General features: G+C 70.6%; 18 protein-coding genes and 1 tRNA gene. 5 read left to right on the top strand and 14 right to left on the bottom strand.

Features of this window, described 5'->3' with window-relative positions:
• Window positions 1-24: 24 nt before the first annotated feature.
• Genes ACGFI7_RS09825 through ACGFI7_RS09800 form a run of 6 tightly spaced genes read right to left on the bottom strand, consistent with a single transcriptional unit; the run spans window position 25 to window position 7,286 of the window.
• Window positions 25-1,800 carry a glycosyl hydrolase gene (locus ACGFI7_RS09825; protein WP_393401512.1) on the bottom strand — a complete coding sequence of 592 codons (1,776 nt, stop codon included), beginning with the start codon at window positions 1,798-1,800 and terminating at the stop codon, window positions 25-27.
• 16 nt (window positions 1,801-1,816) lie between these two features.
• On the bottom strand, window positions 1,817-3,319 hold the full coding sequence (locus ACGFI7_RS09820) for a glucoamylase family protein (protein ID WP_393401510.1): 1,503 nt from the start codon (window positions 3,317-3,319) through the stop codon (window positions 1,817-1,819).
• 12 nt (window positions 3,320-3,331) lie between these two features.
• Window positions 3,332-4,153: a carbohydrate ABC transporter permease gene (locus tag ACGFI7_RS09815; RefSeq protein ID WP_393401507.1), complete on the bottom strand. Its 822-nt coding sequence runs from the start codon at window positions 4,151-4,153 to the stop codon at window positions 3,332-3,334.
• On the bottom strand, window positions 4,150-5,028 hold the full coding sequence (locus ACGFI7_RS09810) for a carbohydrate ABC transporter permease (protein WP_393401504.1): 879 nt from the start codon (window positions 5,026-5,028) through the stop codon (window positions 4,150-4,152). The genes ACGFI7_RS09815 and ACGFI7_RS09810 overlap by 4 nt, the downstream gene beginning before the upstream one ends.
• Before the next feature lie 3 nt (window positions 5,029-5,031).
• Window positions 5,032-6,291, bottom strand: a complete 1,260-nt coding sequence (locus ACGFI7_RS09805) for a sugar ABC transporter substrate-binding protein (RefSeq protein WP_393401501.1) — start codon at window positions 6,289-6,291, stop codon at window positions 5,032-5,034.
• Window positions 6,288-7,286, bottom strand: a complete 999-nt coding sequence (locus ACGFI7_RS09800) for a LacI family DNA-binding transcriptional regulator (RefSeq protein ID WP_393401498.1) — start codon at window positions 7,284-7,286, stop codon at window positions 6,288-6,290. Before ACGFI7_RS09800 ends, ACGFI7_RS09805 begins: the two co-directional genes overlap by 4 nt.
• 127 nt (window positions 7,287-7,413) lie before the next feature.
• Between ACGFI7_RS09800 and ACGFI7_RS09795 the strand changes: the two genes are divergently transcribed.
• Complete coding sequence (locus ACGFI7_RS09795; RefSeq protein ID WP_393401496.1) at window positions 7,414-7,818, top strand: nitroreductase family deazaflavin-dependent oxidoreductase; 405 nt, start codon at window positions 7,414-7,416, stop codon at window positions 7,816-7,818.
• 3 nt (window positions 7,819-7,821) lie between these two features.
• Here the strand turns inward: ACGFI7_RS09795 and ACGFI7_RS09790 are convergent, their stop codons facing one another.
• Both ACGFI7_RS09790 and glgA read right to left on the bottom strand, forming a co-directional pair.
• Window positions 7,822-9,300, bottom strand: coding sequence for an Nramp family divalent metal transporter (locus tag ACGFI7_RS09790; RefSeq protein WP_393401494.1), 1,479 nt, complete (start codon window positions 9,298-9,300; stop codon window positions 7,822-7,824).
• A 66-nt stretch (window positions 9,301-9,366) separates the two neighbouring features.
• The gene (gene glgA / locus ACGFI7_RS09785) at window positions 9,367-10,539 is read right to left on the bottom strand and encodes a glycogen synthase (protein WP_393401491.1); all 1,173 of its coding nucleotides are present in this window, start codon (window positions 10,537-10,539) and stop codon (window positions 9,367-9,369) included.
• 168 nt (window positions 10,540-10,707) lie between these two features.
• Here glgA and glgC point away from each other — a divergent pair, with 168 nt between their 5' ends.
• Entirely contained in the window at window positions 10,708-11,943 is a 1,236-nt protein-coding gene (gene glgC / locus ACGFI7_RS09780; protein WP_393401489.1) for a glucose-1-phosphate adenylyltransferase, read from the top strand.
• 27 nt (window positions 11,944-11,970) lie between these two features.
• Window positions 11,971-12,270, top strand: coding sequence for a hypothetical protein (locus ACGFI7_RS09775; RefSeq protein ID WP_393401486.1), 300 nt, complete (start codon window positions 11,971-11,973; stop codon window positions 12,268-12,270).
• Between the two features lie 15 nt (window positions 12,271-12,285).
• Here the strand turns inward: ACGFI7_RS09775 and ACGFI7_RS09770 are convergent, their stop codons facing one another.
• Window positions 12,286-12,726 (bottom strand): MarR family winged helix-turn-helix transcriptional regulator, encoded by a 441-nt coding sequence (locus ACGFI7_RS09770; RefSeq protein ID WP_393401483.1) that lies wholly within the window; start codon window positions 12,724-12,726, stop codon window positions 12,286-12,288.
• 138 nt (window positions 12,727-12,864) lie between these two features.
• Between ACGFI7_RS09770 and ACGFI7_RS09765 the strand changes: the two genes are divergently transcribed.
• A complete protein-coding gene (locus ACGFI7_RS09765; RefSeq protein WP_393401923.1) occupies window positions 12,865-13,095 on the top strand; it encodes a hypothetical protein in 231 nt (76 codons plus the stop codon).
• 225 nt (window positions 13,096-13,320) lie between these two features.
• A complete protein-coding gene (locus ACGFI7_RS09760) occupies window positions 13,321-14,529 on the top strand; it encodes a hypothetical protein (protein ID WP_393401480.1) in 1,209 nt (402 codons plus the stop codon).
• 241 nt (window positions 14,530-14,770) lie between these two features.
• On the opposite strand, the gene ACGFI7_RS09755 is transcribed toward ACGFI7_RS09760, so the two are convergent.
• The 5 genes from ACGFI7_RS09755 to ACGFI7_RS09735 all read right to left on the bottom strand — a co-directional run bounded on the left by ACGFI7_RS09755 (window position 14,771) and on the right by ACGFI7_RS09735 (window position 20,128).
• On the bottom strand, window positions 14,771-15,346 hold the full coding sequence (locus ACGFI7_RS09755; RefSeq protein WP_393401477.1) for an IS607 family transposase: 576 nt from the start codon (window positions 15,344-15,346) through the stop codon (window positions 14,771-14,773).
• Window positions 15,347-15,627: 281 nt separating this feature from the next.
• Window positions 15,628-15,703 (bottom strand) — tRNA-Pro (locus ACGFI7_RS09750).
• 114 nt (window positions 15,704-15,817) lie between these two features.
• Window positions 15,818-16,933, bottom strand: coding sequence for a mechanosensitive ion channel family protein (locus ACGFI7_RS09745; RefSeq protein WP_393401474.1), 1,116 nt, complete (start codon window positions 16,931-16,933; stop codon window positions 15,818-15,820).
• A gap of 18 nt (window positions 16,934-16,951) precedes the next feature.
• Window positions 16,952-17,950: a ribonucleotide-diphosphate reductase subunit beta gene (locus tag ACGFI7_RS09740; RefSeq protein WP_393401472.1), complete on the bottom strand. Its 999-nt coding sequence runs from the start codon at window positions 17,948-17,950 to the stop codon at window positions 16,952-16,954.
• 12 nt (window positions 17,951-17,962) lie between these two features.
• Window positions 17,963-20,128 (bottom strand): ribonucleoside-diphosphate reductase subunit alpha, encoded by a 2,166-nt coding sequence (locus tag ACGFI7_RS09735; RefSeq protein ID WP_393401469.1) that lies wholly within the window; start codon window positions 20,126-20,128, stop codon window positions 17,963-17,965.
• Window positions 20,129-20,172 lie beyond the last annotated feature (44 nt).

Genomic DNA, 20,172 nt, shown 5'->3' with positions numbered 1-20,172 from the left:
GGTACGAACCATCGCCGGACCGGCTCACGGCGCGAACTCCACGAACGACACCCCCGGCATGGGCAGCTCGAACTCCAGGCGGACGGTCCCTTCCACGGCCGTCACCCGGGTCGCCGGGGCGTACTCGTCGACCCGGTCGGCGGCGCGCAGCTTGTCCCACTGGCCGGGGTCCGGCCAGTCGCCGCCGCCCATGGCCTGCCAGGCCCCCTCGATGTCGGTGTGGCGGTGGTCGATGCGGTGGTGGGTGACGGTGCAGCCGCCGCGCAGGCCGGTGACGGTGAGCGCGACGCGGCGGTCCAGCTCGGCGGCGCCGCCCGCCTGGGTGTGGTTGAGCGTGACGTTCCAGGCGAGCACGCCGACCCGGCCGTCGGGGTGGGCCGCCGCCCACGCCTCCACCCCGCCGGCGTCGCCGGTGACGGTGGCGGCCAGCTCGGCGTCGCCCAGGCGGGAGGCCAGGGCCAGGGCGTGGAAGCGGGGCTTGCGCAGGTTGCCGACGGTGAGCAGGCCGAACCCGCCGTGGAACAGCCGCGGCGGCCTGCCCAGCTCCTCGAAGTGGTCGGACGCCACCCAGTGCGCGAGCGCGTCCACCCGTCCGGCCGCCGAACGCATCCCGTGCAGCACGAACGCCGCCCCGAACGGCCCGTCGCCGATGCCGTGGAAGTGGGTGGGGGTCGGCCCCCACTCGGTCCACCAGATCGGGGTGCCGGCCCGCCCGTGCCTGGCCAGCGCGGGCCGCCAGTCGAGCGGCGCGTTCCCGTACGTGTGCGTGGAGACGAAGTCGAGCGCCGCGCCGGACGCGTCGACGTGCGCGAGCAGTTCCTCCACCCACCCGTCGGCGGCCGACGCCGGGCCGCCTACCCGCAGGTCCGGGTGGACGCTCTTCACCGCGGCGGCGGTCACGTCGTAGAGGCGGAAGTACTCCTCGGGCGTGCCGGACCAGAAGACGGCCAGGTTGGGCTCGTTCCACACCTCGAAGGCCCAGTGCTCGACCAGCTCCCGGATCCCGTACCGGCCGGCCAGGTGCGCCACCAGCGCCCGGACCAGCTCGCCCCAGGCCCGGTAGTCCGACGGCGGCGAGATGATCGCCTCGTACGAGAACACGGTCGCGGACGGGTCGGCGGCCAGGGCGCGCGGCATGAACCCGAGCTCGACCACGGGCCGCAGGCCGAGCCCGGTGACGAGGTCGTAGACCCGGTCGACGCGGCTGAAGTCGTGCCCGGGGTAGACGCCGAGGTCGTCGCAGAGCACGGCGTGCGCCCGCACCGCGCGCACGCCCAGCTCGTCGTGGACGATCCGCAGCGCCTCGGCCAGCTCGGCGCCGATCGGCCGGCCGCCGCTCTCGTCCTCGCTGAGCAGGTGCGACAGGTGCTCGGACCCGATCATCGGCTGCCACGGCCGGGCCGTCGGACCTGTCGCGGTCCCGGCGTCGACCGCGACCTCCACCCGCGGCGGGGCGCCGCCCCCTGGCGCGGGGGCGGCGGTCACCGGAGGGCAGGCGGGCCCCCGGTTCTCCATGGTGGCCAGGGCGGCGACGGTGTACGCGGCCTCGCCCGTCCCGGTGTCGACGTAGCGGCAGGACGGCACGGCGGGCACGTCCACGTCGGGCGGCGGGACCGGCACGCCGTCCCTGGTGACCAGGTAGCCGATCGCGCCCGGCACCGGGTCCCAGGTGAGCGTCACGTGCCCGGCGCCCGGCGTGGCCACGACCCGCTCCGGGGCGGGCAGGTCCACCGGGGCGGCGGGCGCGGCCTCACCGGAGCGCTCGTGCAGGCGGGCCCGCCAGTCGTCGCGTGCCGTCATCTGTTCTCCCCCCGGGTCATGGGACCACCTTCCATTCCTCGATCTCCATCACCGGGCGGAGTCGGGCCTCCACCTGGCGGCTGCCGAAGTAGCGGTGCAGGTTGCCGTCCGTCAGCACGTTGCCGAGCGCGGCCATCACCATGCCCTGGTCGAGCGCCAGGTACCAGCGGGAGACCACGCCGGACCGCACGGCCACGGAGTCGTAGAAGCCGCCGGGGCCGTAGACGTCGAAGTCGCGGCGGAGCTTGGCGAGGTTACGCAGCGCGGCGTCGCGGGCGTACGGCAGGGCCAGGAAGGACGCGTGCGGCGTGACCACGCCGTCGCCGTAGCTCTCGGGCGCCGGCTGGGCGGGGCGGCAGCCCTCGTAGCCGGGGTCGACGCTGGTGCGCTCCCGGTCGGTGGTGTAGCCGGGCTCGTCCATGCCGAGCTGGTCCACGCCGTACTCGCGGTAGCCGCCGTGCGGGTCGTTGGCCGGGGAGAAGCCCCAGTAGCCGTACCGCGCCTCCCGCAGCCCGTGCTCGATCTGCGCCTTGACGAACACCGGGTGGTTACGGCCCCAGCTGCGCGGCGCCCAGTCCGCCTCGGGGACGACGAGGTCGGGCATGAGCGCCTCGAACATCGAACCGCCCCAGTTCGGGACGTACCGCATGCCGCGGTAGGCGTAGGTGCCCTCCCAGACGTTCACGCCGAGGTGCCGCTGCCAGGATCCGACGGGTTTCTGCTCCTGCCAGCCGAAGTCGCAGCCGTTGTCGGGGAAGGTGCGGTACGGGCCGAAGTAGTGTTCGCGCGGGAGCTGGCCGAGTGCGATGCCCACGTAGGTGCCGATGCGGGTCTCCGCGGGCGCGCCGTAGTGGTGGCAAGTGGAGTACACGGTCGTGCCGGTGCCCGCGTAGTCGCTCTCGACGGAGCAGCCGTCGGGCGGCTCGGGCCAGAAGCCGCCGCGCAGCAGCCCGGTGCCGGCGTCGGGGCGGGCGGCCGGGTCGTAGTAGGCGGCGAAGTTCATCGAGGTGACCAGCCGGTTCGCGCGGCCCGCGTGGCGCGGCTCGGCGGTGCGGACCATCATGAGCGCGGTGGCGAGCCAGCCGTTGTCCACGCTGGACGCGAACGGCCGCACCGGGTCGCCGGTCTCCGGCCAGGTGGTGACGAGGGCCAGCGTGGCGGGGTCGTACCAGTTGTAGAACTGCCCGGTCGGGGTGTGCCGGTCCAGCCGCTCCAGCGCGTCCAGCACCCGCCCGACGCGCCGCGTGGCGTCGGCGCGGCTGATCAGGCGCAGGTCGCGGGCGGTGAGGGTGCTCCACAGGTACGTGCCGACGTTGGTCGGCGAGGTCACCTTCGCGCGGGTGCGGAGGTCGCCGGTGACCTTGTCGGCGGGCAGCCCGGTGGCGGGCTCGACCATGGCGGCCATGGACCGCCAGGTGTCCTTCGCGTAGCGGTGTAAGACCGATTCGCCGTCGGCGTGGGCGGTGCCCGGCACCATGACCGCGAGCGCCGTCAGCGCAGGCAGCAGGATCTTGCGCATGGGATGGCTCCTCTACTTGTTTCCCGTGGTGGCGATGCCCTGGACGAAGAAGCGCTGCAGGAACACGAAGAGCACGAGGATCGGCGCGACCACGATCATCGCTCCGGCGACCAGCAGGTTGTAGTGGGCGCCTTCGCGCCCGTTGAGGATGTTCAGCGCCACGGGCAGCGTGTAGACGTCCTCCGACTGCGCGACCACGGCGGGCCAGAGGAAGTTGTTCCACGCGGCCAGAAAGGTGATCAGCCCGAGCGTGGCGAGCGCGGGCTTGCACAGCGGCAGCACGACGCGGGCGAAGATCCGGAACTCGCCCGCGCCGTCGACCCGGGCGGCGTGGATGAGCTCGTCGGGCAGTTCGGCGATGAACTGGCGCATCAGGAAGACGCCCAGCGGGGTGACCAGCCCCGGCAGGATGATGCCGAGGAAGGTGTTGACCAGGCCGAGCCGGGCGATCAGCACGAACTGCGGGATCATCAGCACGATCGCGGGCACGGCCAGCTGGACCAGCACCAGCCCGAACACGATCCGGCTGCCGCGGAAGGGCAGCTTGGCGAAGCCGTAGCCGACCATCGAGCAGAAGACGAGGTTGCCCGCGACGATCGCCACCGCCACGATCACGCTGTTGACGAAGGCCTGGCCGAGGTGCACCCGTTCGATCAGCTCGGTGTAGTTGTCCAGGGTGAAGGTCTCGGGCCAGAACGTGGGCGGGTCGCGCCGGATCTCGTGCTCCGGTTTGACCGAGCTGAGCCCCGCCCACAGGAACGGCCCGATCACCAGCAGCAGCCCGGCGCTCAGCCCGGCATAGGTGACGGCGTTCTGCCGCCCGGTCCGTCTCATCGCGCCCTCCCCACCCGCAGTTGCAGGACGGCCAGCGCGACGATCACGGTGAAGAGCACGGTCGCGGCCGCGCTGGCGTAGCCGTAGTTGCCGACGCCGAACTGGCGGAAGATGGCCAGCGAGGCGGAGACCGTGGAGTTCAGCGGCCCGCCGCCGGTCATGATCAGCGGCTCTTCCAGGAACTGCAGGAACCCGGAGGTGCTGTAGACCGAGCAGAACAGGATCACCGGGCGCAGCTGCGGCACGGTGACCGAGGTGAAGCGCTGCCAGCGGCCCGCGCCGTCCATGTGCGCGGCCTCGTACAGCTCGCGCGGGATGCCCTGCAGGGCGGCGAGGAACACGACCATGTCGAAGCCGAAGCTGCGCCAGGCGGTCATCACCACGATCGACGGCAGGGCGGTGGCCGGGTTCTGCAGCCAGGCCGGGCCCTGGACCCCGATCAGCTCCAGCAGCCGGTTGACCAGGCCGGCCTCGGGCTCCAGCAGGAACTTCCAGGCCACCGCGACGCCGATGATGCTGGTGACGTGCGGCAGGTAGTAGCCCAGCCGGAAGAACGCGGCGGGCAGCCGGGCGATCCCGGAGTTGAGCGCCACGGCGGCGGCCAGGCCGAGGGCGAGCGTGAGCGGCAGCGCGGTGACCACGAACACGGCGGTGTTCAGCGCGGCCCTGCGCATCACCTCGTCGTCTGCCAGGCGCAGGTAGTTCTGCACCCCGACGGGGTCAACGGCGAGCGGGCTGGCCACGTCGGTGTTGCGCATGTCGGTGACGCTCATGCCCAGCCCGGCCAGCAGCGGCCCGAGGTGGAACACGGCGAACACGAGCAGGAACGGCAGCACGAACACCCAGCCGAGCCCGCTTCTGCGGAGCGCGGCCACGGCTCAGAGACCGGTGCCGATCGCGCCGGCCTCCGCCTGGATGGCCTTGGCCGCCTGCTCGGGCGTGGTCCTGCCGAGCGCCAGCTTCTCCAGCTCGCCCTCGATGACCCGGGCCACCTGCTCCCAGGTGGGGAACGGCGGCGGCGTCTTGGCGTCCTTCAGCTGCTCGCCGAAGACGGCGACCCTCGGGTCGGAGGTGAGCGCGGGCTCCTGCCAGGCCGCCTGGACGCTGGGCAGCGCCTTGACCGTGGTGTACCACTTCGCCTGCACCTTGGGGTCGGTGAGCCACCGGATGAACTGCCAGGCGGCGTCGCGGTTCTTCGCGCTCTTGAACACGACCAGGTCGGAGCCGCCGACGAAGCTGGTGGCCGACACCGGCCCCTTCGGGTACGGGGCCACGGCGAACTTGTCGGCGAAGCCGGCGCCCCCGTCGTTCTCCAGCACCCCGATCATCCACGGGCCGAGGAAGAACCCGCCGACCTCGCCCTTGACGAAGTTCTGCGGGAAGGCGCCGCGCGGGGTGTCGTTCGGGGCCAGCTTCTCCTCGAACAGGGACGCGTACTGCTTGAGCCCGGTCACCGCCTCGGGGGTGTCGAAGTCGTACGCGCCGTCCTTGACGATCTCGCCGCCGGCCGACCAGATGAACGGCAGCAGCTCCTGCCAGGATCCTTCGGTGTAGCCCTGGTGGAAGCCCTTCCTGGCGCCGCCCTTCTCCTTCAGCGCGCGGGCGAAGGAGTTCAGCTCCCGCCAGGTCTCCGGCGGTGCGACGCCGGCCTGCTCGGCCTGGTCGGTGCGGTAGAAGAGCACCCGGGTCTCGACGTACCACGGCACTCCGTACGCGGTGCCGTTGACGTCGACGGTCTGCCAGGCGCCGGGGAAGAACGCGGACTCGTCGAAGAGGTTGCCGGGCGTGGGGTCGAGGGCGCCGGTCTTGGCCAGCTCGCCCGACCAGGTGGAGCCGATCATGCTGACGTCGGGGGTGGCGTCGCCCGCGACGGCGGAGGTGATCTTGTCGTGGGCGACTTCCCAGCTGATCGCGGTGACGTTGACCTGGACGCCGGGGTTGGCCGTCTCGAACTCCTCGGCGAAGGCGTCGAGCGCCTTGCCCTCCTCGCCGATCGCCCAGACGGTGACCTCGCCGGAGATCGCGCCGGTGGTGACGTCCTGGGCCTGCTCGGGGGCCTGGCCGCCGCCGCGCCCGCAGCCCGTCACCAGGGCGAGCGCGAACAGGCCGGCGGCCGCGCGCCGGGTGGTGGGTTTCATGGGGGGACCTCCTGGGGGTGGTGACCGCAGCTGGCGCGGATGACCGGCTCGGTGTCCAGCACGAGGTGACGCGGGGTGTCGCGGGATCCGGTGATGAGCTCGTCCAGCGCGCGGGCGGCGCGGGCGCCCAGCTCGCGCATCGGCTGGCGGACGGTGGTGAGCGCGGGCCTGGCGTGGCGGGCGGCCATGATGTCGTCCCAGCCGGTCACGGCGACGTCGGACGGGACGTCCAGGCCGAGCTCCTCGGCGGCGAGCAGGGCGCCCAGCGCGACCTCGTCGTCGGAGCAGACGACGGCGCGCGGCCGACGCGGCCCGCGCAGCAGCGCGCGGGCGGCGTCGTAGCCGCACTCGACGGTGTAGCTGGCGGTGGGCACGGCCTCGATCGCGCCGCCGAGCACGGCCCGCACGCCCTGCCAGCGCTCGTCCACGTCGTCGCCGGTGGTGAGCGGGGCGCCGAGGAAGGCGAACGTCTCGTGGCCGTGCGCCAGCAGGTGGCGGGCGAGCGCACCGGCCGAGGCGGTGTTCTCGCTGCGCAGCGTGTCGGCCCCGGGAAGCGGCCCGCGTGACACGAAGACCAGCGGCATGCCCGCCCTGACCAGCTCGGAGACCTGCTCGTCGGGCACCGTGTGGCCGAACACGAGCATGCCGTCGACCCGCCCGGCCAGGTCCTTGACCAGCTCCTGCACGCGGGTGCGGCCCTTGGTGGAAAGGATCAGCACCGACCGGCCCAGCTCGGAGGCGACCTCTTCGTAGCCGAGCAGGACCTGGGTGTAGTACGGGCCGGCGAGGTCGGGGAAGACGATGCCGTTGGCGGCGTGGCGGCCCTCGGCCAGGCTGACGCCCAGCCGGCTGGGGGTGAAGCCGAGCTCCTCGACCGCCCGCAGCACCCTCTCGCGGGTCCTGGCGGCCACCGGGCCGGTGCCGCGCAGTGTCCTGGACACCGTCGCGATCGACACTCCGGCCCGCTGGGCCACCTCGTAAATGGTCACTTCCATGCGCGTCCTTTCATGTAAGCGCTTTCAGACTTGCATGTGTAAGCGCTTACACTCCCGCAGTCTGCCACGGGGTCAACATCTCGTACAGGCCCGTGAGTGCCGGGCGAGCCGGGGTAGGGCCAGGAGCATGCTCTATGGCAAGGAACACGTCCGGCGCTACCGCGAGACCGACGGCGCCGAAGGACACGACTGGAACGGCACCACGGTCCTCCTGCTCACCACGAAGGGACGCAACTCGGGTGAGCCCTACACCACACCGCTGATCTACCAGCCGCACGGCGGCGACTTCGTGATCGTCGCCTCCAAGGGCGGCGACCCGGAGCACCCCGACTGGTACAAGAACCTGGCCGCCGACCCCGAGGTCGAGGTGCAGGTCAAGGGCGACCGGTTCAAGGCCAGGGCCCGCACCGCCACCGACGAGGAACGGCCGGACCTGTGGCGGCTGATGACCGCCACCTGGCCCGACTACGACGATTACACCAAGAAGACCGACCGCACGATCCCGGTGGTCGTCCTGGAGCCCCGGCGCTGACAGTCAGAACGTCACCAGCGGCTCGCCGATGAAGTCCGCGATGAAGTTGACGAAGAAGAACCCGAAGAACAGGAAGTTGAGCACCAGGATGACGTGGTGCCACCAGCGCGCCCGCGCCGCCTTGGGCAGCTTGCTGTTCAGATACATGAGCAGGAACGGGTAGAGCAGCGCGCCCAGGTTCGACATGTTCGCCGACCACTCCACTAGCGCCACCGGTAACGACAGGTGGATGACGATCGAGATGACGACCAGCAGCACGATCATGAACGGGTAGTAGAAGCGGCGCGGGTCGCCCTCGACCAGTCTGCGCAGCCTCGGGCTGGTGGCGTGGACGGCGTCGGTGGTGACCCGCACCATCGCCTCGAAGATGCCCAGCTGCGTGCTGAACAGGATGAGCACGCCCGCGGCCAGCGCGATGAAGAACATCGTCCGCCCGTACTCGTCGCCGAGCGCGGCGGCGACGAACGTCGGCACGTTCGCCCGGGTCGGCTGCTGGCCCGACAGGTTCACCGCGTGCGCCATGAGGATCGTCGGCAGCAGCATGCCGAGCATGGCGCCGACGAAGAACACGCCCCACATGTCGACCATGATCAGCCGGTACCACCGGCGCCACACGCCGCGGTTGCGCTCGTCGTCGGGGAAGGTGACCCCGCTGGCCAGGATCTCGCGCCGGTCGCCGCGCAGGCCCGAGATGTAGCCGGCCCGGTAGCCCATGCCGTAGCCCTTGTCACGATAGTGGCCCAGCACGTACCAGTTCAGCCCCGAGGCCAGGGCGGTGAACCCGGCCAGGCCGCCGAGCTGGGTCGCGGTGATCCCGGCGGGCGGCGCGGCCGGGGTGAAGAAGCCCCTGATGCCCTCCCACCACAGCTCCCACGGCACCACGAACAGGTCGATGAGCAGCAGCGCGATCAGGATGCCGCCCACCATGACCCAGTTGGCCAGCTCCAGGGCGCGGCTGACCCGCCTGGCCGCCGCGGTGATCAGGAAGACCAGCACGAGCAGCGCGATGGCCCACAGCCGCGGCTCCTCGGCCCCGGCCGGCGCGATCTCGCCGTGCACGAGCGCGTACACGCCCTGCCCGGCGGAGGCGGCCCAGCCGCCGGCGATGAACGCGAAGATGACGATGAACACCGACACCGGGATCCACAGCTTCCAGCCCGGCGGCACCCGCCCCCAGCCGACCACCGGCACCTCGCCGGTCGCGGTCACGTAGCGGGCGCACTCGACGTTGTAGAACGTCTGGAGCACGGCCGAGACCAGGATGACCCAGCCGACTCCGACGAAGCCGAACTGGCCCACGCTGAGCGGGCCGAGCAACCACTCCCCGCTGCCGATGGAGATGCCGAGCGCGATCAGGCTCGGCCCCACGGCGAACTTGAACAGCTCCTTGGCGCCGATCCGGGGGACCTTGAAGACCTCCTCCGGCGTCGGCAGATCGGTGACTTCGAGGTCCGGGCGGCTTACTCCGAGCGGATGCGACATCTCTGCCTCCTGCCGTTCAGGGTGATCCTGTAGGGCAGGCAGGGCAAGACCCAAATGAGACTTACGTCACATCAGCAGCGACGCGTAGAGCTCCATCGTGCGGCGGGCGATCGCTGGCCAGGAGAAGTGCTCCACGGCGCGCGCCCGGCCCGCCACCCCCATCGCGCGGGCCCGCGCCGGGTCCTCCAGCAGCGCGTTGACCCGGGCGGCGAAGTCGGCGGCGAACCGCTCGGGGTCGTGCGGGGTGCCGTCGGGGCCCTGCTCGACGGGCACCAGCAGGCCGGTCTCGCCGTCGGCCACCACCTCGGGGATGCCTCCGGTGGCCGTGGCGACCACGGCCGTCTCGCAGGCCATGGCCTCGAGGTTCACGATGCCCATCGGCTCGTAGACCGACGGGCAGACGAACACCGAGGCGTGCGTGAGTAGCTGGATCACCTCGGTCTTGGGCAGCATCTCGGAGATCCAGACGACGCCCTTGCGGTCGAGGCCGCGGACCAGCCCGGCCACCTCCTCGGCGATCTCCGGCGTGTCGGGCGCGCCGGCGCAGAGCACGAGCTGCGCGTCGGGGGCGAAGGACCGCGCCGCGTGCAGGAGGTGGACCAGGCCCTTCTGGCGGGTGATCCGGCCGACGAAGATGACGTACGGCCGATCGCGGTCGATGCCGTACTTTTTCAGGATCTGATGGCTTTCGACCGGGGCGTACTCGGCGGTGTCGATGCCGTTGTGGATCACGCTCACCCGGGCCGGGTCGAGCCCGGGATAGGCGGCCAGCACGTCGCGGCGCATGCCCTCCGACACCGCCACCACCGCGTCGGCGGCCTCCAGCGCGGTGCGCTCGGCCCACGACGAGATCGCGTAGCCGCCGCCCAGCTGCTCGGCCTTCCACGGGCGCAGCGGCTCCAGGCTGTGGGTGGTGACCACGTGCGGGACGCCGTGCAGCAGCTTGGCGACGTGCCCGGCGAAGTTGGCGTACCACGTGTGGGAGTGGACCAGGTCGGCGCCCTCGCACGCGGCGGCCATCTCCAGGTCCACGCCGAGCACCTGGAGCGCCGCGTTCGCCCCGGCGAGCTCGCCGGGCGTCCGGTAGGCCGACACTCCCGGCTCGTCCCTGACGGCGCCGAAGCACCGCACCCGCACGTCGGCGAGCTCGCGCAGCTCGCGGGAGAGGTACTCCATGTGCACGCCGGCGCCGCCGTAGACCTCCGGCGGGTATTCGCGGCTGAGCAGATCCACACGCATGACACGACCTTACGAGGAACCCGGGCGAACGGACACGTCGACAGGCACGCGAACGGCAAGAACCGGTGCGCTGATGGTCACACATAAGGGGATCGAGACGGACACCACGGGAGGGAGCCGGACGGAGTTACGTCGATAGATGGCCCGATTGGGGGTAGCGTCCAGGGCATGAGGTCGCCGAGGGTGCTTGCGGTCGTGCTGGCGGGTGGAGAGGGCAAGAGGCTGATGCCTCTCACGGCGGATCGGGCGAAACCGGCCGTGCCGTTCGGCGGGATGTATCGGCTCATCGACTTCGTGCTGTCCAACCTCGCCAACGGCGGCTATCTGAAGATCGTCGTACTGACGCAGTACAAGAACCACAGCCTGGACCGCCACATCTCCCGCACCTGGCGGCTCTCCGCGATGCTGGGCAACTACGTCACGCCGGTGCCCGCCCAGCAGCGGCTCGGGCCGCGCTGGTTCTCGGGGTCGGCCGACGCCCTCTTCCAGAACCTCAACCTGATCTACGACGAGATGCCCGACCACGTGATCGTGTTCGGCGCCGACCACATCTACCGGATGGATCCCCGGCAGATGGTCGAGCAGCACGAGCAGTCGGGCGCCGACGTGACCGTGGCGGCGATCCGGCAGCCGCTGTCCCTGGCCGACCAGTTCGGCGTGATCGAGACCGACCCCCAGGTCAAGCGCATCGTGGCCTTCCGCGAGAAGCCCAAGGACGCGGTCGGGCTGGCCGACTCCCCCGACGAGGTGTTCGCCTCGATGGGCAACTACGTGTTCAAGACGCAGGCGATGATCGACGCGCTGCGCGAGGACGCGCTCGACCCGACCAGCAAACACGACCTGGGCGGCAACATCATCCCGATGATGGTCAAGTCGGGTGGGGCCGACGTCTACGACTTCGCGCACAACATGGTGCCCGGCTCCACCGAGCGCGACCGCGGCTACTGGCGCGACGTCGGCACGCTCGACGCCTACTACGAGGCCCACATGGACCTCATCTCCGCCCATCCGATCTTCAACCTCTACAACGACAAGTGGCCCATCCACACCGGCCACGACCCGCTGCCGCCGGCCAAGTTCGTGCACAACGACGGCGACCGGGTGGGGCGGGCCCTCGACTCGCTGGTCTCCCCCGGCGTGATCGTCTCGGGCGGCGCGGCCGTCCGGTCGATCCTGTCGCCCAAGGTCGTCCTCCACTCCCACTCGCTGGTGGAGGACTCGGTGCTGATGGAGAACGTCAAGATCGGCCGGGGCGCCATCGTCCGCAAGGCGATCATCGACAAGAACGTGGTGATCCCCGACGGCGCCCGCATCGGCTTCGACCTGGAGCACGACCGCACCCGCTTCGCGCTCACCCGCAGCGGCGTGGTGGTGATCGGCAAGAACGAGATCGTCGACCGCTGACCGGCGGGTTCGCCTAGAGTGGTCGGCGTGCGACCCGATCTCCGTCTGCCCCTGGTCAAAGAGCTGAGCGAGTCCGAGCAGCCGCGGCGCCACTGGCGCGGCGACGACGAGCGCGGCGGGGTGTGGCTGTTCGAGAGCGTCGAGGGCGACGGCGACCACTGGGCGATCCGGCAGATCGAGGTCGACCCGGCGCGCCGGCTGCACCGCTACTGGTGGCGCCACCTGCAGGACGAGCACGGGTTCCTGACCGACCAGCCGCTCGACATCTGGGATCTCACCGAGATCGACGAGGCCGCGTTCGAGACGGTCTGGAAGGCCGGCGAGTAACCGGCAGGCGCGCCCTCACTCACGCGCGTCCCAGGTCGGCGGGGTGAGCATGGTGTCGATACGGCGCAGCTCGTCGCGGTGCAGGGCGCTCAGACGGGCCAGCACCCGCTCTCCCTCGGCGGTCAGCGACACCCGGACCGCCCGGCGGTCGCCGGGATGGGCGCTCCGGCGGACGAGCCCCTGCGCCTGGGCGCGGCTGACCAGCTCGACCACGCTGTGGTGGCGCAGCAGCAGCCGCTCGGCCAGCTCCCGCACGGTCGCCCAGTCACGGCCGGGGAACCCCTTCAGCGCCAGCATGAGCTGATACTGCTGCGGGGCGAGACCGGCCGCGCGCACCGCCTCCTCGCTGAACCGCAGGTAGCTGCGGATCCCGAACCGGAACCGGGCGAGGGCCTCGAAATCCTGCTTCGACAGCGGCTCGCTCTCCGCGGCTCGCATCCCCCCGTGGGTGTCCATGGATCCCACTTTATATCGTGTTACGATGTAAATCGTTCAGGTGGATCACGATATGAGATCGCGCCTGCGCGAGCGCCCAGGAGGTGTGTCGTGCTCGATGACCGCGAACGCGAGGAGTTGCGCAGGATCCAGCGCCGGATGCGCGACGAGGATCCTGATTTCACCGAGTCCTTCCACAGCGACGCGCGGCAGCTGCCCCGCCGAGCCCCCGACCTGTCCAGACGGACCTACACGTTCCTGCTCGTCGTCAGCTCGGTGTCCTGCCTCATCATGCTGGCGGCCGGGTCCCCGTTCATCTCCCTGCTGTTCGCGGGGCTGGCCGCGTGGGTCTGGTACGCCCGCTCGCATCCCTACGAGGACGACCGCTGACCACCGTCCGTGCGCTCGGAGGGAGTCGAACCGTTCCTCATCAGTGTCCAGGAGTGACACCTGATGCCACGTCCCGGAACTGCGCGCATCCCGAACGGTGCTGGATGCGCTGGTCCCCCGCGTACCCTGGGTCCCCGCTCGGGCATGTGCATCATGTGCACACTCCGTGACGGGTGGGCGGGTTCCCTCACGCCCCCGCGCGCCCGATCCGGCCTGGACGGTCCGATGCCCGCCGCCATCGCTCTGGTGGTGGCGGGGCGGTGCCGTCCGTCGCCGGATCGAGTGCCCGAGGGCACGTCGCCCGATCGCGATACCGGCGGCATCGTGACGGGTCATCTCACGTCGCGGGGTGAGCAGCGGTTTTTGCCAATGCTCGCCTCCCCACCGGGAGGTGTAGGCCGGATCGACCGCGACGATCGCCATGTCCTGCTCAGCGGCCATCGCCACCAGACGGGCTTTGAGCTTGCCGGTGGGGATGCCGGAGATGAGTTGCCGGAACCGCTTGCGCCGTCCGTGCTTCTCCCGGGTCTTGTCCTGGCCGAAGTCGAGGTTCTCGATGCCGATCGCCTTCACGCCGCACCGCTGGGCCCAGCGCAGCAACCGGCTGATGGCATGCCGGACCTGCGCGTCACGGTGATCAGCCTGCCCGGACAGGTCGTAGGAGAAGCGGCGCGGGCCGCCGACCGGGTTGCCGTGCCGGTCGAGCCGGTAGGCGGCGAAGTGGCCGGCGTTGGTGTCCACGCCGATCATGCCCTGGGCGCGAGCCGCCGTCAGCGGGAGGGCCTCGGCCATCGCTCTGGCCCACGATGCGGTGAGGTACCAGCGCCCGCGCCGCACGTCGTAGTGGATGCGGTAGGCGACGGCCCGGTTCTGCTCGACGCGGTCACGCCACTGGGCGCCACGGTGCGCGAACGTGACCTTGGCGGCGAGAACGTACCGGCCGTGCCCGGCGTTGGCCAGGTGAGCCAGCGGTGCGGGCAGCTTGATGCTGACCTCGCCTGCGGGCGTGAGGCGGATCGTCTCGTTGCCGAAACGCTTGCCCGACTCCCCGTCAGCGGCGAGGAACCAGCGCTCGGCTTCCCATCGCTGCCGCCATTCGGTCTCGGTGAGCTGGGCCTTTTCGAGGTTGTGCCGGTTGTTGAGCAGCTTGCGGCCGCCGCGCACGACGTGCACGACACCGGCCTGATACTCGGCGCGGGCGACATCGAGGCGGTGCTGAAGGATGTGCAGGCGGCGGGACTTGTGAAACCACTCACTCTTGGAGCGGTATCCGCCCGCGGCCCGGTTGGTGCCTTTCTGCCCGATCGGCAGGGACAGCCGGTGCCGCAGCGTCCGCGCACCGGCTTGGAGGGTGTGGATGTGTGCGAGTTGGCAGCGGCGCGCCAGTGCCCATTGGTCGTGGCTGGCCTTGGTGATGCTGCCTGCCCAGCGTGACGACGACGCGGCGGTGAGACCCTGCTTGCGGGCCGCCCAGGAGTCCTTACCGTGGTTCAGCCCATCGGCGCACCGGGCCTTCAGGTCCAGCGAGGCCAGACGGCCGAGATGCTCGCCGGCCAGGCGCAGCACCCGCTCGTCTTCGGCGGTGAGGTGTTTGAGGCGATCGCGTATCGCCACACCAGAGGGGCCCGCCGCGACGAACGGCGCGTTGATGGCGCGCAGCCGCTTGTTGTCTGGCTCACTCACCGGCTGCCGCCTCAAGGGCCTTTCGGGCGCGGTTCTTCGCCGAGCGGCGGCCATACAGGCGGGCGCAGAACGATGTCAGGACCTCCATCATGTCGCGCACGAGGTCGTCATCGACTTCGCCCTCATCGAGGACGACCAGGCGGCGGCCGGTCGCGGACAGGGCCGCTTCGACGAGTTCGACGTTCACCCGGCCGAGGCGGTCCTTGCGCTCCACCACCACCGTGGTCACCTTCGCATCGGCCAGCAGCCGACACGCCTTCGTGCGGGCGCCGTTCATCCCGGAGGCGATCTCGGACTCTGTCCGCACGACTTGGTGACCGGCCTTCACGGCCCACGCCGACAAGCGTGCGGTCTGCCGCTCCAGATCGTCCTTCTGGTCGTGAGAGGAGACGCGGGCATACAGGCCCACACCTCCGATGGCCGAGGGCGAGGTGTTCGCGTCGATGTTCACCAGGATCGTGCGCGGTCCCACTCTCTGCGCAGGGACCGGCAGCGTGCCCTCGCGGAACCAGCGGTACGCGGTACGCGGGGCAATCCCTTGTGCGCGTGCCCATTCCGTCAGGTTCATAGACGAGATCTTACAGCACTCGTGTCATCTAAAGGACACTCATGGACACATATTCGAGAGCAGGCAAGTACCCCCACGCTCCTCGCGGAGCACCAGATCCTGAGTCTGGCGCGTCTGCCTGATTTCGCCACGAGCGCGTCGTCTCCCCACGTCTTCGTGGGGTGAGCCCCGGGCCGGGCTGGCGTGGGCCGTGCCCGGGGCGGAGGGCCGTTTCCGGCCGGGGGTCGCCACTCCCGCCGGTCCAGATCAGTGCCCGCGGCCCTCTTCTTTCAGGGCCGGTGTCCGAGTGGCAGGATTCGAACCTGCGATGCTCCTGCTCCCAATGCAGGCGGGCTGCCCAAACTGCCCCACACTCGGGTAAAAGAAAACCGCCTGGGAACCCCCGGGCGGTTGTCCGTGTGATCCGGTCAGGTCAACCGGACGCCGGACGAACGCCGAGGGCGGTGGGCAGCGGTTCGAGCCTCAGGTCGCTCACTGCTCGGCCCCTTTCTCCTCGGTCTTGACGTTGTCAACGGTAGACCGATGATCCGTTCGGGCGCCAGCGGTTTTTCCCGGCGACTCGACGCGGAAGCTGGGCATGGCCTCGGGGTGGTTCTCGCGCACGTACGTGATCAGGTGCTCGCGCACGTCGCACTTGAGGTCCCAGGCGGAGGCCGAGTCGGCGGCGCTCATCAGCCCGCGCAGCTCGACCAGGCCGTTCGGCTGCACGTCGGTGACCTGGAGGGTCCAGTCCTTCTGGTCCCACAGCGGGTTGGTGCGCAGGTACCTGTAGAGCTCCTCGCGGAGCTTGTCGATCGGCACCGACCAGTCGACGCGCAGGTAGACGACCGCGACGACCCGGCTGCCGTGCCTGGTCCAGTTCTCGAACGGGTTCTGGGTGAAGTAGGAGACGGGCAGGACCAGGCGCCGCTCGTCCCACAGCCGCAGCACGACATAGGTGAGTGTGAGCTCCTCGATCCGGCCCCATTCGTCCTGGACGACGACGACGTCGTCCAGGCGCAGCGCGTCGCTGAAGGCGAGCTGGAGCCCGGCGAGCATGTTGCCGAGCGTCGGCTGGGCGGCGATGCCGACGACCGCGCCGGCGATGCCCGCCGAGGCGAGCAGACCGGCGCCCAGCGCCCGGACCTGGGGGAAGGTGAAGAGCATGGCGCCGAACGCGATCACCACGACGGTCGCGGTGGCGACCCGGCGCACCAGCGTGATCTGCGTCTTGAAGCGCCGGGCCCGCCGGTTGCGCTCGCCTTCCACCAGGTCCAGGCGTTCCAGGGCGGCGTCGGTCAGCGCGTACATGACCTGGACGATGAGCCAGGTCACCGCGCCGATGATGAGCAGCGTGACCACCCGCTCGGTGGACTCGCCGAACGCCCGCTCCTCCGGCGACGGGCCCATCATGGCCGGGTAGAACATGATGTTGAAGGTCATCAGCACGGCGGTGGTCACCGCCGGCCAGTGGCAGCGTCTGACCAGGCGGCGGCCGATCGGCCACTTGCGCCCGACCCGGATCAGCACCTGCCGGGTCAGCTCCAGAGCGACCACCACGCCGATCACGGCGCCGACCAGGTTCAGCCAGGCGCTGGGGATCTGCACGTGAGCGACCTCCACGATCTAGAACGGCTCGTCAAACCTCACATTGCCCTCAACCGCCACTTGATAAGCGGACACGCGGCGTTCGAAGAAGTTTGCCAGTTCCTGCACGTCCTGGAGCTCCATGAACGCGAACGGGTTCGCGGTGCCGTGCCGCCGGGGCAGGCCGAGCCGGACCAGCCGCTGGTCGGCGACGTACTCCAGGTAGGCGCGCATCTGCTCGGCGGACATGCCGGGCATGCCGTCGTCGCCGCACAGGTCGCGGGCGAAGGCCAGCTCGGCGGCGACCGCCTCGTCCAGCATCCGGCCGACCTGCTCGCCCAGTTCGTCGTCGAACAACTCCGGCTCCTCGGCCCGGACGGTGTCGACGACGCTGAACGCGAACTCCATGTGCATCGACTCGTCGCGGAACACCCAGTTCGTCCCCGTGGCCAGCCCGTTGAGCAGGCCCCGGGAGCGGAACCAGTACACGTAGGCGAACGCCCCGTAGAAGAACAGCCCCTCGATGCAGGCGGCGAAGCAGATGAGGTTGAGCAGGAACCGCCGCCGGTCGCCGGCGCTCTCCAGGCTGCGCAGGTCGCCGATGGAGTCGATCCACCGGAAGCAGAAGTCGGCCTTGTCGCGGATCGACGGGATGTGCTCGATCGCGGCGAACGCCTTCACCCGCTCGTCCGGGTTGGGCAGGTAGGTGTCGAGCAGCGTCAGGTAGAACTGCACGTGCACGGCCTCCTCGAACAGCTGACGGCTCAGGTAGAGCCGCGCCTCGGGGGCGTTGACGTGCTGGTAGAGGTTGAGCACCAGGTTGTTGGCGACGATCGAGTCGCCGGTGGCGAAGAACGCGACCAGCCGGTTGATCAGGTGTCGCTCCTGGACGGTCATCCTGGCCAGGTCGGCGAGGTCGGCCTGCAGGTCGACCTCCTCGACCGTCCAGGTGTTGCGGATGGCGGCCCGGTAGCGCTCGTAGAAGTCCGGGTAGCGCATGGGGCGCAGGGTGAGGTCCATGCCGGGGTCGAGAAGCACGAGGGGGTCTCCTTACTGGCAGGCTTCGCACACGTCGGGGTTCTCCAGCGAGCAGGCCACCTGGTCGGCGGGGGCCGCGGGCTGGACGGTGGTCTGCGCGATGCGGGTGGCCGGGCGGGAGCGCAGGTAGTAGGTGGTCTTCAGGCCCCGCTTCCACGCGTAGGCGTACATCGAGGAGAGCTTGCCGATGGTGGGGGCCGCCATGAACAGGTTGAGCGACTGCCCCTGGTCGACGTAGGGCTGGCGGGCGGCGGCCAGGTCGATGAGCGCCTTCTGCGGCAGCTCCCAGGCGGTGCGGTAGAGCAGCTTGAGGTCGTCAGGGACGCCGGGCAGGCGCTGCACGGACCCCTCGGCGCGCTTCAGCTCCTCGCGGGCCGCCTCCGTCCACAGTCCGCGTTCCCGCAGGTCGGCGACGAGATAACGGTTGACCTGGAGGAACTCGCCGGAGAGGGTCTCGCGCTTGAACACGTTGGACACCTGCGGCTCGACGCACTCGTAACAGCCGGCGATGGAGGCGATGGTGGCGGTCGGCGCGATGGCGACCAGGAGCGAGTTGCGCAGCCCGGTGACGGCGATCTTCTCGCGGAGCGCCTGCCAGCGCGGCGAGCCCGCCGCGCCGTAGTGGTCGGGGTGGAGCACGCCCAGCGCGGCGCGGGTGTCGCCGTACGAGGGGTGCCTTCCGCGTTCGGCGGCCAGGTCCGCCGAGGTGTCGAAGGCGGCCAGCGCGATCTCCTCGGCGATCCGAGTGGACAGCTCCAGCGCCTCGGGCGAGTCGAACGGCAGGCGGAGCGCGAAGAACACGTCGGCCAGCCCCATGACGCCGAGCCCGATCGGCCGCCACCGCCGGTTGGCCGCCTCGGCCTCGGACGTCGGGTGGAAGCCGAGGTCGATGGTGCGGTCGAGGAAGCGCACCGCGGTCCGCACGGTGGCGCGCAGCCGCTCCCAGTCGACGCCGTCACGGCCGTCCAGATGGGCGGCGAGGTTGACGGAGCCCAGGTTGCACACCGCCGTCTCGGCGTCGCTGGTGACCTCCAGGATCTCGGTGCACAGGTTGGACAGGTGGATGACGTTCTCCGGCCTGGCGGTCTGGTTGGAGGTCCGGTTGGCCGCGTCCTTGAACGTCATCCAGCCGTTGCCGGTCTGGGCGAGCGTGCGCATCATCCGGCCGTACAGGGTCCTGGCCGGGATCCGGCGGACGTACCGGCCCTCGGCCTCGTAGGCCCGGTAGGCGCGGGTGAACGCCTCGCCGTGCAGGTCGGGCAGGTCGGGGACCTCCTTGGGGTCGAACAGCGACCAGACCTCGTCCGCCTCGACCCGGCGCATGAACTCGTCCGGCACCCAGTTGGCCAGGTTGAGGTTGTGGGTGCGGCGGGCGTCCTCGCCGGTGTTGTCGCGCAGCTCCAGGAACTCCTCGACGTCGGCGTGCCAGGTCTCCAGGTAGACGCAGGCGGCGCCCTTGCGCCGGCCGCCCTGGTTGACGGCGGCGACCGAGGCGTCAAGGGTGCGCAGCCACGGCACGATGCCGTTGGAATGGCCGTTGGTGCCGCGGATCAGCGAACCGCGCGAGCGGACCCGGGTCCACGAGATGCCGATGCCTCCCGCGTACTTGGACAGCCGGGCGACCTGACCGTACCGGTCGTAGATCGCCTCCAGCTCGTCCCGCGGCGAGTCGAGCAGGAAGCACGACGAGAGCTGCGGGCGGCGGGAGCCCGCGTTGAACAGCGTCGGCGAGCTGGGCAGGTAGGCCAGGGAGGACATCAGCCGGTAGAGCTCGGCGGCCTCCTCGACCGTCTCCGAGAGCCCGCAGGCGACCCGCAGGAAGAAGTGCTGGGGGCGTTCCAGCACGGCCCGGGTGACCGGGTGGCGCAGCAGGTAGCGGTCGTGGACGGTGCGCAGGCCGAAGTACTCGAAGCGGTCGTCGGCCTCGTCGCTGACGAGCGCGTCCAGTTCGGGGGCGTGCGCGGCGGCGAACTCCGCCACCCGGTCCTGGATGAGACCGGCCTCGTGGGCGGCGGCGATCGACTGGGAGAACGACCGCACCCCCTGCGTGGCGGCCTCCTCGGCGATCTCCTCGGCGAGCAGCCGGGCGGCCACCCGCGAGTTGGCCGGGTCGGCGATCACCCGGGCGGCGGCCTCCTCGATGGTCGTGCGCCGATCAGCCTCGACGATCTGTGTCACGTGCTCTCCTCGCGAGCTCGGCCCCGTGAGGGCACGCGAGAGCA

This window comes from Nonomuraea sp. NPDC048826, assembly GCF_043198225.1.
In the GTDB taxonomy this organism is placed as follows: Bacteria; Actinomycetota; Actinomycetes; order Streptosporangiales; family Streptosporangiaceae; genus Nonomuraea.
The sequence above is the reverse complement of the archived record's forward strand: the minus strand, read 5'-3'. Positions and strand labels throughout refer to the sequence as shown.

What these genes read in the sequence shown, in the direction of transcription:
- ACGFI7_RS09815 (WP_393401507.1), bottom strand. Translation starts at nt 4,153, where the DNA reads ATGAGACGGACCGGGCGGCAGAACGCCGTCACCTATGCCGGGCTGAGC.
- ACGFI7_RS09805 (WP_393401501.1), bottom strand. Translation starts at nt 6,291, where the DNA reads ATGAAACCCACCACCCGGCGCGCGGCCGCCGGCCTGTTCGCGCTCGCC.
- ACGFI7_RS09760 (WP_393401480.1), top strand. Translation starts at nt 13,321, where the DNA reads ATGCCCGCCGCCATCGCTCTGGTGGTGGCGGGGCGGTGCCGTCCGTCG.
- ACGFI7_RS09820 (WP_393401510.1), bottom strand. Translation starts at nt 3,319, where the DNA reads ATGCGCAAGATCCTGCTGCCTGCGCTGACGGCGCTCGCGGTCATGGTG.
- ACGFI7_RS09790 (WP_393401494.1), bottom strand. Translation starts at nt 9,300, where the DNA reads ATGTCGCATCCGCTCGGAGTAAGCCGCCCGGACCTCGAAGTCACCGAT.
- ACGFI7_RS09795 (WP_393401496.1), top strand. Translation starts at nt 7,414, where the DNA reads ATGCTCTATGGCAAGGAACACGTCCGGCGCTACCGCGAGACCGACGGC.
- ACGFI7_RS09765 (WP_393401923.1), top strand. Translation starts at nt 12,865, where the DNA reads ATGCGCGACGAGGATCCTGATTTCACCGAGTCCTTCCACAGCGACGCG.
- glgC (WP_393401489.1), top strand. Translation starts at nt 10,708, where the DNA reads ATGAGGTCGCCGAGGGTGCTTGCGGTCGTGCTGGCGGGTGGAGAGGGC.
- ACGFI7_RS09800 (WP_393401498.1), bottom strand. Translation starts at nt 7,286, where the DNA reads ATGGAAGTGACCATTTACGAGGTGGCCCAGCGGGCCGGAGTGTCGATC.
- glgA (WP_393401491.1), bottom strand. Translation starts at nt 10,539, where the DNA reads ATGCGTGTGGATCTGCTCAGCCGCGAATACCCGCCGGAGGTCTACGGC.
- ACGFI7_RS09825 (WP_393401512.1), bottom strand. Translation starts at nt 1,800, where the DNA reads ATGACGGCACGCGACGACTGGCGGGCCCGCCTGCACGAGCGCTCCGGT.
- ACGFI7_RS09755 (WP_393401477.1), bottom strand. Translation starts at nt 15,346, where the DNA reads ATGAACCTGACGGAATGGGCACGCGCACAAGGGATTGCCCCGCGTACC.
- ACGFI7_RS09770 (WP_393401483.1), bottom strand. Translation starts at nt 12,726, where the DNA reads ATGGACACCCACGGGGGGATGCGAGCCGCGGAGAGCGAGCCGCTGTCG.